Genomic DNA, 13,025 nt, shown 5'->3' with positions numbered 1-13,025 from the left:
CATTCCTACGTTGTCGACAGTGAGCCGGGCTCACCAGATTATTCATTCTGTCCGGCACAACGCCTGACAGGGTATTCGGTTTTTGTCTGACCATCACCAGCCTGATCATCACAGGGTGACGCCATTTTTCCAGATCGCAATTTCACGGTTGTCCGATTCTTCATTGCGGGTTCGTCGACCAGAAGCGACCTCCAGCAAATAGCGGAAAAAAGCGTGGCTGAACTCGGTGGCATCCTGCCCTTGTTGCAGCAGGCCACCGGCGTCAAAATCAATCCATTGCGGTTTACGGGCCGCCAATGATGAATTGGATGAAATCTTCACCGTGGGTGCTGGAAAGCCAAGCGGCGTACCCCGTCCGGTGGTAAAAAGCAGCAAGGTAGCCCCGGCCGCCGTTAATGCCGTTGAAGACACCGCATCATTGCCCGGACCTTCCAATAGGGTAAGGCCGGCTTTGCTGACACGCTTACCGTAACGGATCACTTGTTGCACCGCCGCACTGCCGCCTTTTTGAATGGCTCCCAGTGATTTTTCTTCCAACGTGGTCAAACCGCCTTCTTTGTTGCCAGGACTTGGGTTTTCGTACACAGGTTGTTTGTTATCGATAAAGTACTGCTTAAAGTCGTTGACCAACTGCACCAGATCATCGAACACCTGCTGATTGCTGGCTCTGGCCATAAACACCTGCTCGGCGCCAAACATTTCCGGCGTTTCGGTCAAAACCACCTTGCCATCGGCAGCTGCCAGCAAGTCGGCAATGCGACCCACCAATGCATTGGCAGTCAGGCCACTTAAGCCGTCGGAACCACCGCATTTCATGCCCATCACCAGTTCGGAGACCGGGCAGGAACTACGCTGATCCTGGCTCATTTGCTGCAGCAATTCACCGACAGCAGCCAGGCCCTGTTCAATTTCGTCTTCCACTTGCTGGGCATTAAAAGCACGAATGCGGCTGGCATCGATGTCCGGGCTCGACTTCAGCAAATTGGCCAGTTGGTTGTTTTCACAGCCCAGCCCCAATACCAGCACACCACCGGCATTGGGATGCTGAATAAGGCCGGCCAAAAGTTCGCGGGTATTGCTTAGATCATCGCCCAGCTGCGAACAACCAAAGGGATGGGTGAAAGCATGAATGCCATCGATGGACGATTGCACCAGTAAATCGGCAAACTCGTTACGGGCCAGCTCCGCAATGCGGCTGGCGGCGCGATTGACGCAACCGACGGTGTTGATGATCCACAGCTCATTGCGGGTACCCACCTTGCCATTGGCACGGCGGTAGCCTTGAAATTCAGTTGGCAACGCGGCCGGATACTGCGGCTGCAGGGCTTCACAGCCCTGGTAGCGGTACTGCTGCTGGCCACTTAGCAGTGTGGCTAAATTATGCGAATGCACCTGCTCACCGGCCTGGATACCGCTGCTGGCTGCACCGATGGCAAAACCGTACTTAACCACAGGCTGGCCCTTGGCAATGGCGCTTAAAGCCACTTTGTGGCCGGCTGGAATGGCTTGCTTTGCTGTCAGATGAGCAAAAGGTTCCGGCAAGGCAGCACCTGCTGGCAATGGCTGCAAGGCCACCAGCACATTGTCGCGTGGATGCACCTGCAGCACCTGCAACTGTGCTTCCAGCCCACCGGCGCTGCCGGGCGTTGTCGTCAGACGAATGCTGCAGCCTGCTTTTTGCTCTGTACTCATGATGTTACCTGTTGCGTTATCCAAACAAAGTTATTTGCCAGCGGTGGCATTTTTGCCGCCAAAGCTCAGGGCAGAGCAAATGGCGCTCCATTCACCGTGACGTCGTAATGCGCAATGCCGGCGACATTATCCAGCAGCCCCAGCGATTCCACCTGCTTAAAGTGGACATGGTTCAAGGTGACGCCACTGATAGGCGCTCGCTCAAAGCCACGCAGTTCAAAAGCTCGCTGGGCTTTTGCGACCTGTAAATTGCTGATATGCAGGTTGCGTACTTCAGGCATAAAGTCACCGGCATCGCCCTCTTCGTAGAAGAAGTTGATCACGATGGCATCCTGCACTTCGCCAATATCAATATCGCGGATGTAGATGTTTTCTATCAGGCCACCGCGTACCGAGTTGGTTTTAATACGGATACCGCGCTTTAAATCCGGGCTGCTCATACGGCAACGACGGGCAAAAATATTGCGGGCCCCACCGGAGATCTCGCTGCCCATCACTACGCCACCATGACCAGAGCGCATGACGCAGTCCTGGATCACGACATTCTGTATCGGGGTGGCCAGTCGGCGCCCGTCATTGTTGCGGCCTGATTTCAGCGCAATGCAATCATCGCCGGTATCAAACAAGCAATCTTCAATCAGCACCCGGTTGCAGGATTCCGGGTTGCAACCATCGGAGTTCGGCCCATGGCTGACGCAATTGACCGAGCGCACCACCACATCTTGTGACAGCACCGGATTAATCAGCCAGAAGGGTGAGTTACGAATGGTGATACCTTCAATCAGCACCCGCTTGCAACGATAAGGCTGAATAAAAGGCGGCCGTAAAAAGTCGTTGTCCATCTGCCGCTCGGCAACAGGAACCCCCTGCTCTGCCATCTGGAAAATAGGGGTACGGGTCTGCACCTGATCGACCGAAGCATCGTAGTCCCAATTGCGCCGCTCCCAGACCCCTTTCCACGGCCACCAGTTGGTCGCACTGCCATTGCCTTCTAATATGCCGTCACCGGTTACAGCAATGTTTTCCTGCTCAAAGGCATAGATCAGCGGCGAATAGCCAATCAGCTCAACGCCTTCCCAACGGGTAAATACTTTCGGTAAATAGTGCGCGGCATCGGTATAAAACGACAGCACGGCATCGGTTTGCAGATGCAGGTTGACATTGGATTTCAGATGAATGGCCCCGGTCATAAAGCGGCCGGCCGGTACCAGTACCCGGCCACCACCAGCGGTGGCACAGGCAGCGATGGCAGCAGCAATGGCCTGGGTATTATCGGTGTGGCCATCGCCAACAGCACCAAAGTCCGTGATCGGAAAGTCCTGCGCCGGGAACGAAGTCGGGGCGATGCTGGCGATGATGGCATCGGCTTGCTGCCACAAAGCTTCATCAGCGGCATCGCTGGCATCCTGCATCACGGTCGGGGCTGGGTTGCAACCAGTCAGAGACATCAGGCTCAGGCCGCCGGTCAATGCTCCCAGAGTTTTCAGGCTTTGGCGTTTCATCAAATCGGTCATGGTACTGTCCTATCCTGTTAGCTGTGTTGTGGTAGTGGCCGCTGCAATGCACTGGATGCAACCAAAACGGACACCTCGTATGCTTCTATCATAATCAATTTGCCACCGGTGGCAAGTAAAAATCAAAAAAAATGTCTATCGGTGGCAGTCTACTGCTCTGCACCAAACAAAAGCAGAGCAGCAGTATGTTTAAAGTACTGATTTTTTCAAGCGCAGAGGGTTCAGGATTGCCGGACTTTGGCTGTAGACTCCCGTACCACCAGAGTCGGTGCTACCTTAGCCGCCACCTGCTCAGCGCCTTTATCGTTGTTTTCAATCGACATAATCATTTTGGTCGCTGCCAGCAATGCCATCTGTCGAACCGGCCGGCGAATGGTGGTTAAGGAAGGAATCACCCGGGAGGCCAGCATGTTGTCGTCGAAACCAGCCACCGATAATTGTGCCGGCACTGCAATGCCAAGTTCGTGTGCTACTTTCAGTACCCCTGCGGCCATCTGATCATTGTTGGCATAAATCGCTGTGGGGCGTTCACTGGCAAGCAAGAGTTGCCGGGCACACTCAATGCCTTTTTCGTAGCTGTTATCGCCTTCGACAATCCAATCCGCACGCAGCTGAATGCCATAGGCTGATAACCCCAGCTGAAAACCTTCCATCCGCTCGATGGTCGACTTATAGGCCTGAGGGCCCGTAATAAAAGCAATCTTTTCATGGCCCAGTTGGGCAAAATAGCGCGCCATTTCAGCCGAGGCCGCGCGGTCGTCCGATACCACGATGTGACAGGGTTCATCCAGTGCCACCGAGCTGAGCCGAACATAGGCCCGGCCGGAGTCTTTCAGTGCCTGAGCCAGCTCTTCGAGTTCCGATACCGGCGGTAATACAATGATGCCATCCAACTTGGAACGACTGATAAAGCGCAGGCAGTCCTGCACCAGGGTCGGGCTTTGGTAGCGGCACGGATGCACCACCAGTTCATAGCCCAGGTTGGAGCACACCTCCAGCACACCACGCTGCACCGAGTCGAGGTAAAGCGCATCCGGGTTGTCGTAAATCAGCCCCAGCAGATAAGAGCGGCTGGATGCCAGTCCTCGGGCCTGGGTATTGGGCGAGTACTTCAGCTCGTTGATCACGTTCTGGACCTTGGTACGGGTATGCTCTCCAACGCTGAGAGAGCCATTGATTACCCTGGAAACAGTTCGTTTTGACACGCCGGCTATGCGGGCAACGTCGTTGATGGTGGCTTGCTTCATTTTGATCATCTTTATCTGCACCTGTGCAATTGAGCCAACACTACTTCCCCATGGCCATCAGTTGTGGACGATAGGTTGCCAGGGAGATCTCGATGGCAGCTTGTTTGACTTGTGCAGCAATCTGTTGGATTTGTTGTTTTTTAAACAGTATCGCAGGCGCACTGACCCCGACGGCAGCAGCGACTTGTCCCAGCTCATCGCGAACCGGTGCCGCCAGGCAACGCACATCCGGGTGATACTCCTGCTCATCGGTAGCATACCCCCGAGCCAACACCCGCTGCAACTCCGATTTTAACGCTTCACCCGCCAGTAAGCTGTGTTCGGTGCGTCTGGCAAAGCTGGCTTGCAGCGCTGGATCGTGCAAACGGTCGAAGCAGCGAAACGCCAGAAACACTTTACCGGATGCCGAGCAGTTCAGCGGCACTACGGTGCCGGGTCTGGCAGCCAGCCGCAGTGGATTCGGGCTATCACAGACTTCAACCAGCAGGGAGCCATCGGCATGGGGCAAAGCCAGATGACAACTAAAACCGGTACTCAGTGACAATTGCTGCAACATCGGCAAGGCCTTTTGTTTTACCGGCATTGAGCTGAGTAAACTTAAGCCAAGACGCAGCAACTGACTACCAGCCAGGTATTTTTTACCATGCTTTTCAATCAGCTGCTGTTGGCAAAGCGTTTGCAAAATACGAAAGGCGGTGGTGCGTGGCACCGCCAGTTGCTGCTCCAGCTCGGACAAACTGAGTCCCTGCTCGGCACGGCTGATTTCATCAATCATCCGGCAGGCATTGGCCAGATTCGGGATCACGTAACTTACCATCATTGCCTCCTAAAGCAGCAGTTGCTGCTTAGTACAAGCCAAAGAGTTTCGGCAGAAACTCACTGATCGCCGGTACATAAGTCACCAGCATCAGCACCGCAAACATCGCCAGATAGAGCGGTAACAAGGGCCGTATAATGGCTTCAATCCGCGTTTTGGCAATGGCACAACTCACAAAAAGCACGCTGCCAACCGGCGGGGACACCAGGCCAATCGACAAATTAAGCACCATCATGATGCCAAAATGCAATGGACTCATGCCCAGCTCCACCGCCACCGGCAGGAAAATCGGCGTGAAAATCAACACCGCTGGAGTCATGTCCATAAAGGCGCCCACCAACAGCAGGATCAGGTTGATCATCAGCAAGATAAGCAGTGGATTCTCGCTTAAGGTCAGCATGGCAGCACTGATCACCTGCGGGATTTGCTCGTAGGACAAGATCCAGGACATCGCTGAAGAGGTGGCGATCAGCGCCATCACGATGGCCGTGGTCTCCGCCGCTTTCATCAGCACCGCCGGCAGTTCATTTGGTTTGACTTCCCGGTAAATGCCCACAGCCAGAATCAGCGAATACACCACAGCGATGGCGCCTGCTTCAGTGGCGGTAAAAACACCGCTGATAATGCCGCCAATCACCAGAAATATCATAAACAAGCTGGGCAGCGCTGCCGCTACTTTTGACACCACCAGTTTGAGCGGCAGCCGGGCGCCAACCGGATACCCTTTTAGTTTGGCGTAACCGGCACAAACCAGCATCAGTGCCATACCTAATAAAATACCCGGCAGGTAGCCAGCGACAAACAAGGCCGCAATGGAAACGCCGCCACTGGCGATGGCGTAAACAATCAGAATGTTGCTCGGTGGGATCAGCATCCCGGTGGTGGCAGCCGAGGCGGTGACCGCCGCGCTGTAATTGACATCATAACCCTGCTTTTTCATTTCGGGCAGCATAAAGCTCCCGATGGCCGAAGTCGCCGCCACCGCCGAGCCGGAAATGGCGCCAAAAAACATGCAAGACACCACATTCACCAGTGCCAGGCCACCCGGCAACATGCCAATCAAGGCCATGGCACATTCAATCAGCCGACGGGCGATGCCGCCCCGCCCCATAATCAAGCCAGACAGTATAAAAAAAGGAATGGCCAACAGCGCAAAGCTGTTGATGCCACCGGCCATACGCTGTGCCATGGTGGTAACAGCCGGCATAAAATCGATGCTGAGCAGCATGGTGGCTAGAGTAGCCAAACCAATGCAAAACGAAATCGGCACATTCAGCAGCAACAGGCCAAAAAACACCACCAGTAAGACTATAATTGCCAATTCCATCAATGCATCCCCTCTACCGGCTGCATCGGCTGCTGCCGAATACCAAAGTACAACTGGCTCAGACCATAAAACACAATCAACATGCCGGATAATGGAATGGCGATGTAGATGTACGCCATACGAATGCCCAAGGCTGCCGACATCTGATTCAGTTCATAGGTCAACCACACCAGGTTGCCACCACCAATCACCATCACATTGAAGGCAAACAGCACCACAGCCGCCGTTAAAACCAACTGAACATGCCGCTGACGCTCTACTTTTAAGCGCCGGGTCACAATATCCAGCCCCAGATGCACGCCGGTTCGATAGGCAAAGGCCGCACCTATCATGCCAATCCAAATCAGCAAACAGCGTGATAGCTCCTCAGTGATGGAGCTGGGTGCTCCTAACACATAGCGGGACACCACCTGCCAGCACACCACCACTACAATACCAGCCATCAAACTGGCCAGAAACCACTTCAACAGGGTATCGACCCAATGCACCAATTTAGTCATGCTCGCTCTCCTTGGGGCTCGACTGCGGTGTATCCAGCTCTGCAATGCGCTGCAGTAAAGGACCAATATCGGTCTGCATCAGGCTTTGATGAAAAGGCTGCACCGCCTGACGAAAGGGTTCTTTATCCGGGTAAATTACCGTAACTCCCGCCGCTTTCACCGCAGCCAGTGCTTCATCCGAGGCCTGCTGCCAGGCCTCGCGCTGGTACACAATGGAGTCCTGTGCCGCCCGGGTCACCCAGGCTTGTTGCTGTGGACTCAGGTTTTGCCAGACATGCAAACTCATGATCAACACATCCGGGACCGCAGTGTGTTCATCCAGGCTGTAGTAACGGCTGATTTCATAGTGGCGGGACAAGTAAAAACTGGGCGGGTTGTTCTCGGCCCCATCGACCACTCCTTGTTGCAAGGCGGTGTAAAGCTCCCCCCAGTCAATGGGCGTGGCTGCGCCGCCTAAAGCTTCCACCATCCGCACTGCGGTCTGGCTATTGAGCACGCGGAATTTTTTGCCACGCAAATCGGCCGGGCTATCGATGCGGGTATGGGTGGAGTAAAAGCTGCGGCTACCGGCATCGTAGTAGCCCAAACCATGCAAGCGGGCTTGTTCGATTTCCTGCAACAACTGCTGGCCCAAGTCGCTTTCCAGCACCCGCCAATAGTGATCGTTATCGCTGAAAATATAGGGCACACTGAACACCCGCATCGCCGGCACAAAGCCTTCCAGCGGACTGGCCGAAACTTTGGTCATGGCCAGGCTGCCAATTTGCAGCAGTTCAACCAGCTCGCGCTCGCTGCCCAGTTGACCGCCGCTGTAGATTTCGATGCTCATGCTGCCATCGGAGTACTCCGCCAGTCGCTCCGCCATCAGCGCCATGGCTTTGTGCACTACATGCTCCTGATCCAAGGTGTGAGCCAGGCGTAAGGTAGTGTGTTCAGTATCCGGCTGACACCCCAGCAGCCCCAGCAGCAAAACCGCTGCGGCCATCCGGTGTCGCCAGCCTGAGACAACGTCATTCTTCATAGTCAGTCCAACCCTGTTGCAGTTATGGCGCATCTGCTGTGCGCCTGATTTATGGGACTTTCCTTCTGGATGTTTAACGCATGGCACTGGCCGGAAATTTATCCATATCGTGGTAATCCAGGTTTTCACCTGCCATGCCCCAGATAAAGGCGTAATTGCTGGTGCCACAGCCACTGTGAATGGACCAGGCCGGTGATACTACGGCTTGTTCGCTGGCCACCCAGATATGGCGCGTTTGTTGCGGTTGCCCCATAAAGTGACAAACCCGCTGATCGTCTGCCAAATCAAAGTAAAAATAGGCCTCCATCCGCCGATCATGCTGATGCGCCGGCATGGTATTCCAGACACTGCCCGGCTTAAGCACGGTCAGGCCCATTTGCAGCTGGCAGGTTTGCACCACATCCCGGATCATCAATTGGTGAATGGCGCGCTCATTCGAAGTTTGCTGCGATCCCATTTGCAGCACGGTGCAATTGTCCATCGTTAGATGTTTGGTGGGGTAACTGCAGTGCGCCGGCGCTGAGTTCAGATAAAACTTGGCCGGTGTGCTGGCATCGTCGCTGTAAAAGCTGACATCCTTAGCACCCATACCGACATAGAGCCCTTCTTTGGTTTGCAGTGGGTACTCGGTGCCATCCACCACCACTTTGCCAGCACCCCCCACATTGATAACCCCAAGCTCGCGGCGCTCTAAAAAGTAATCGGCTTTGAGCGCATCTACCGCTTCCAGTACGATGCCGGCCTTTACCGGCACGGCACTACCGACCAGAACCCGCTCGTAGTGGGTGTAACACAGCACCAGTTTGTCGGCCTGCATCAGGTTATCTACCAGAAAGTGCTGGCGCAGTTGTTCGGTATCGTACTTTTTCACGTCATCCGGATGGGTTGGGTAACGACTTTCAAATTCAACAGTCATAACTTTCCTCACAAAATAAATAGGTGGCCGATGGTTAGCGGGCCAGCCAGCCACCATCAACAGCCAGAACATGGCCATTCACATACTGACTAGCTGCCGAAGCCAGAAAGACAGCTGCACCTGCCAAATCGGCTGGCTCGCCCCATTGACCAGCCGGGATCCGATCCAAAATAGCAGCATTGCGTGCTTCATCCGCCTGCAAAGCCGCAGTATTGTCCGTGCGAAAGTAGCCTGGCGCTATCGCATTGACCTGAATGTTGTGTTTGGCCCACTCATTGGCCAGGGCCTTGGTGACACCGGCAATGGCATGCTTACTGGCTGTGTAAGCGGGTACCGTGATGCCACCACTGTAGGACAGCATCGAAGCAATGTTGATGATTTTTCCCTGCTTGCGGGCAATCATGTCACGGCCCAGCAACTGGCTAAGTAAAAAAGCGGCGTCAAGATTTACTGCCATCACCTTGCGCCAGGCATCCATCGGGAACTCATCGGCCGGCGCCCGGAAAATCGTGCCACCACAATTAACCAGAATATCCACTGCGCCCTGTTCTGTCGCGGCGGCAGCTAAGGCACGCACTGCAGCTTCATCCGATAAATCGGCCGCCAAAGCCAAGCCTTCGCCACCTTGCTGCTGAATCGCAGCCACCGTTTCATAGCTGCCAGTTGCTGATGAACTGGCGCACAACACCCGTGCTCCCGCTGCTGCCAGTGCTAACGCGATGGCCTGCCCCAAACCTCGGCTGGCGCCCGTGACCAAGGCGGTTTTGCCCTGCAGTGAAAATAATGCGCTCATGCCACACTCCTTCAGCTTTTAACCGTTACCACAACGCTTGCCCGCACCATGGCTTTTGGTAAATCGTTCAAATATGGAACAGTTGCACTATTCAACCAACCAATATAAATTAAATAAATCAAACACTTAAAATGAAATAACCGATTTTCTATCCCCAAGCGGCTGAATTTATCGATTGGTTGAATTGACAGCAATTATCCGTTGGTGCTAGCTTTTTGCCATCGGTGGCACAAAATTGCAAGCTTTTTTTGCCACCGGTAGACAATGCTGCATAATCAGCCTAGTATTCGATACAGCAGTTTGCAAGCAAAGCGACGAAGACAAACAAAATCAACAGGGGCAGCCAGGCTGTTCCCATATAAAAAAGCCGCCAAGCGGCAAAACGACAAGATCTAGGAAGAGGTGAACAACATGGCTACCCCACAGAATTTATTTCGACCACACAAGCTCAGCCGGGCTTTAACCTTAGCCGGCCTGGTGACTTTATTTGGCGCCACACCACTGCTGGCGGATGAAGCCAACAGCGACCAGCAAGCAGAACCGGAAGAGCAGATTGAAGTGATCTCTGTGATCGGCAGCTTCCGCGGTAGCCTGGCCAGTGCACTCAACCAGAAACGCTTTGAAACCGGTGCCACCGACACCATCAAAGCAGAAGATATTGCCGACTTTCCGGATCTCAACCTGGCCGAGTCACTGCAACGGATTCCTGGTGTCGCCATTAGTCGGGTGGCTGGTGAAGGCCGGCAAATTTCTGTCCGCGGTCTGGGGCCGGATTTTACCCGGGTGCGGATCAATGGCATGGAAGCACAATCCACCAGTGGGGGTACCGATGCCATTGGCGGGGCCAACCGCGGCCGTGGCTTTGATTTCAATACTTTCTCATCGGATCTGTTCAGTGAATTGACGGTGCGTAAAACCGCTTCTGCCAATGTTGAGGAAGGCTCCTTAGGTGCAACCGTCGACTTACGAACCGCCCGCCCTTTTGATTACGATGGCCTGACGTTTGCAGCCAATGTGCAGGCTGGCTACAACGATCAATCGGAAAAAATCGATCCCAAAGGTTCTTTTTTATTCAGCAACATCAATGAGGATCGTACCTTCGGTTATCTGATTTCCGCTGCTTTTTCCGAGCGTAATATTGTGGATGAAGGCGCCAGTACCGTGCGCTGGAACAATGTGAACAACTTTGGCAGCTACCGTGGCGATGCCGAAGCCTCGGAGCTGGAAGAGATTAACGGTGCTTTCCGCCCTCGGCTACCGCGCTACGACTCCTATGTCCATAATGTAAAACGTATTGGTCTGGCATCGGCGCTGGAGTACCGGCCAACTCTGGAAACCCGCTTTAATCTGGATGTGCTGTACTCTAAAGATGACTCCACCCGGCAGGAGGCTTTTATGCAAGGCATCCTGAACAACAGCAGCCTGACCGGTGCGATGAATGTGCTGGATTATGAAATTGATAACACCAATACCGTGACCTATGCCTCTTTTGAAAATGCCCTGGTTCGCAATGAGCTGCGTTACGATGAACTTTCTACCGAATTCTTGCAGTTTACCTTAAGTGCGCAGCATCAGCTGACGGATAACCTCAGAATTGATGGCATGATTGGCCGTGCTACCTCCAAGTTCGATAACCCGATCCAAACCACAGTGGTAATGGAAAAAGCCGGATTGGACTTTAGCTACGACTATCGCGGCAATAGACGCGAAAACCCTGAGCTGATTTTTGGTGCCGGCGCTTATGATGCAGCGGGTTGGGTGACCAACAGTGTGCGTCTGCGTCCACTGGGGGCAGAAAACACCTTTGATAGTGCGGCCATCAACCTGGAATACATGCTGAATGACTACCTCACCCTGCGTGGTGGCTTGCATTACAAAAATTTTGAGTTTGAGACCTTTGAAGCGCGTCGTCAGTCCGAAAACGCCGCTGGCGTGGAAATGACACCAGACCTGATTATGAACTACAGCGCTGGCGTAGGAGCTTCAACCTGGTTAGTCCCTAACCTGGATGCTATTAATGCCCGCTACAACATTTACAGCAATACCGGTGATTTTGTGGTGAGCTCTGACTTCCGCCGGGTTGATAACTTTTCTGCCGAAGAACAAACCTTAGGGGCATACCTGCAACTGGCGTTTGAAACTGAAGTCGGCGACACCGTGATCCGCGGTGATTTTGGTGGCCGCTACGTTAGCACCGATCAAAGCTCTACTGCCTGGGCCACTATCGGTGGTACGCAGGAGCTAATTACCGCCAAACACAGTTACAATGAGTTTTTACCCTCACTAAACCTGGTATTCGAACCAATGGATGATGTCATTATCCGTTTTGGTTATGCGGAGGTGATGTCACGGCCTGGCTTATCCGGCATTCGCCCTAATGTGTCGGTGTCAGTCTCCGGCGGTGCCCGTACCATCAGTGGCGGTAACCCAACACTGGAGCCAACCCGGGCCAAAACCTATGATTTGGGCTTAGAGCTCTACTTCGATAACGAGTCTTTGCTAGGCGTTGCTTTATTCCGTAAGGATATTGAAAGCTACATTCAAAACCTGCGCGAAACCAAGCCATTCACTGAAACCGGCCTGCCGGTGCAAGCAGCGATTGATGCCTGTAATGCCGGGCCTGGTTATGGTGAAGCTTCTGGCTGTAACGAAAATGTCGAGTGGCAAACCACTACGCCACTGAACGGCCCTGGTGGTAACCTGTATGGCTACGAAGTCCAGTACCAGATGCCATTTAGCTTCCTGCCAGAATTCTGGGATCGCTTTGGCTTTATTGGTAACTACACTTACGTGAAAGCTCAGATGAACTATGTCAACAACACCGGTGTTGTGCTGGCTACCCGCGATCTGAACGGCTTGTCGGAAAATACCCGCAGTGCCACCTTGTATTACGAAGATGACAAATTCGCCGCCCGGGTATCCATGGCGTACCGCTCGCAGTATCTGACCAACGCCATTGGCCGTGATAACAACGATATGGAAGGCACCAATGCGACCCGTAATATCGACGCAGCGCTGTCGTATCAATTAACTGATAACTGGAAACTTACCTTCGAAGCGTTGAACCTGACCAATGAAGTCGATGATCAGTGGGTGGATTCGAGTGGTAATCGCTTAACCTACTACCACGCCACAGGCCGGCAGTATTATCTGGGCGCCCAGTACAAGTTCTAAACGTTGCCCTAAGGATCCCGTTGA

Annotated in this window: 10 protein-coding genes; 1 reads left to right on the top strand and 9 read right to left on the bottom strand. The window is 53.7% G+C overall.

The window, feature by feature from the left end:
- Window positions 1-108: 108 nt before the first annotated feature.
- From QWF21_RS00540 to kduD, 9 genes are all read right to left on the bottom strand, one after another.
- A complete protein-coding gene (locus QWF21_RS00540; protein ID WP_330086081.1) occupies window positions 109-1,692 on the bottom strand; it encodes a UxaA family hydrolase in 1,584 nt (527 codons plus the stop codon).
- A gap of 65 nt (window positions 1,693-1,757) precedes the next feature.
- Window positions 1,758-3,206, bottom strand: coding sequence for a glycoside hydrolase family 28 protein (locus tag QWF21_RS00535; RefSeq protein ID WP_330086080.1), 1,449 nt, complete (start codon window positions 3,204-3,206; stop codon window positions 1,758-1,760).
- Between the two features lie 221 nt (window positions 3,207-3,427).
- Window positions 3,428-4,462, bottom strand: coding sequence for a LacI family DNA-binding transcriptional regulator (locus tag QWF21_RS00530; RefSeq protein ID WP_330086079.1), 1,035 nt, complete (start codon window positions 4,460-4,462; stop codon window positions 3,428-3,430).
- A 31-nt stretch (window positions 4,463-4,493) separates the two neighbouring features.
- Entirely contained in the window at window positions 4,494-5,273 is a 780-nt protein-coding gene (locus QWF21_RS00525; RefSeq protein ID WP_330086078.1) for an IclR family transcriptional regulator, read from the bottom strand.
- 25 nt (window positions 5,274-5,298) lie between these two features.
- Window positions 5,299-6,597: a TRAP transporter large permease gene (locus tag QWF21_RS00520; protein ID WP_330086077.1), complete on the bottom strand. Its 1,299-nt coding sequence runs from the start codon at window positions 6,595-6,597 to the stop codon at window positions 5,299-5,301.
- On the bottom strand, window positions 6,597-7,097 hold the full coding sequence (locus QWF21_RS00515; protein ID WP_330086076.1) for a TRAP transporter small permease: 501 nt from the start codon (window positions 7,095-7,097) through the stop codon (window positions 6,597-6,599). Before QWF21_RS00515 ends, QWF21_RS00520 begins: the two co-directional genes overlap by 1 nt.
- Entirely contained in the window at window positions 7,090-8,082 is a 993-nt protein-coding gene (locus QWF21_RS00510) for a TRAP transporter substrate-binding protein (protein WP_330086396.1), read from the bottom strand. The genes QWF21_RS00515 and QWF21_RS00510 overlap by 8 nt, the downstream gene beginning before the upstream one ends.
- Window positions 8,083-8,191: 109 nt before the next feature.
- Window positions 8,192-9,034, bottom strand: coding sequence for a 5-dehydro-4-deoxy-D-glucuronate isomerase (kduI, locus tag QWF21_RS00505; RefSeq protein WP_330086075.1), 843 nt, complete (start codon window positions 9,032-9,034; stop codon window positions 8,192-8,194).
- 34 nt (window positions 9,035-9,068) lie between these two features.
- Window positions 9,069-9,827, bottom strand: a complete 759-nt coding sequence (gene kduD / locus QWF21_RS00500; protein ID WP_330086074.1) for a 2-dehydro-3-deoxy-D-gluconate 5-dehydrogenase KduD — start codon at window positions 9,825-9,827, stop codon at window positions 9,069-9,071.
- A 411-nt stretch (window positions 9,828-10,238) separates the two neighbouring features.
- Between kduD and QWF21_RS00495 the strand changes: the two genes are divergently transcribed.
- A complete protein-coding gene (locus QWF21_RS00495; RefSeq protein WP_330086073.1) occupies window positions 10,239-13,001 on the top strand; it encodes a TonB-dependent receptor in 2,763 nt (920 codons plus the stop codon).
- Window positions 13,002-13,025: the final 24 nt, after the last annotated feature.

It is taken from the genome of Alkalimonas mucilaginosa, from assembly GCF_036327005.1.
Classification (GTDB): Bacteria; Pseudomonadota; Gammaproteobacteria; order Enterobacterales; family Alteromonadaceae; genus Alkalimonas; species Alkalimonas mucilaginosa.
This window is presented reverse-complemented; position numbering and strand designations above follow the sequence as displayed.

What these genes read in the sequence shown, in the direction of transcription:
- QWF21_RS00530 (WP_330086079.1), bottom strand. Translation starts at nt 4,462, where the DNA reads ATGATCAAAATGAAGCAAGCCACCATCAACGACGTTGCCCGCATAGCC.
- QWF21_RS00535 (WP_330086080.1), bottom strand. Translation starts at nt 3,206, where the DNA reads ATGACCGATTTGATGAAACGCCAAAGCCTGAAAACTCTGGGAGCATTG.
- QWF21_RS00495 (WP_330086073.1), top strand. Translation starts at nt 10,239, where the DNA reads ATGGCTACCCCACAGAATTTATTTCGACCACACAAGCTCAGCCGGGCT.
- kduI (WP_330086075.1), bottom strand. Translation starts at nt 9,034, where the DNA reads ATGACTGTTGAATTTGAAAGTCGTTACCCAACCCATCCGGATGACGTG.
- QWF21_RS00540 (WP_330086081.1), bottom strand. Translation starts at nt 1,692, where the DNA reads ATGAGTACAGAGCAAAAAGCAGGCTGCAGCATTCGTCTGACGACAACG.
- QWF21_RS00515 (WP_330086076.1), bottom strand. Translation starts at nt 7,097, where the DNA reads ATGACTAAATTGGTGCATTGGGTCGATACCCTGTTGAAGTGGTTTCTG.
- QWF21_RS00525 (WP_330086078.1), bottom strand. Translation starts at nt 5,273, where the DNA reads ATGATGGTAAGTTACGTGATCCCGAATCTGGCCAATGCCTGCCGGATG.
- QWF21_RS00510 (WP_330086396.1), bottom strand. Translation starts at nt 8,082, where the DNA reads ATGGCCGCAGCGGTTTTGCTGCTGGGGCTGCTGGGGTGTCAGCCGGAT.
- kduD (WP_330086074.1), bottom strand. Translation starts at nt 9,827, where the DNA reads ATGAGCGCATTATTTTCACTGCAGGGCAAAACCGCCTTGGTCACGGGC.
- QWF21_RS00520 (WP_330086077.1), bottom strand. Translation starts at nt 6,597, where the DNA reads ATGGAATTGGCAATTATAGTCTTACTGGTGGTGTTTTTTGGCCTGTTG.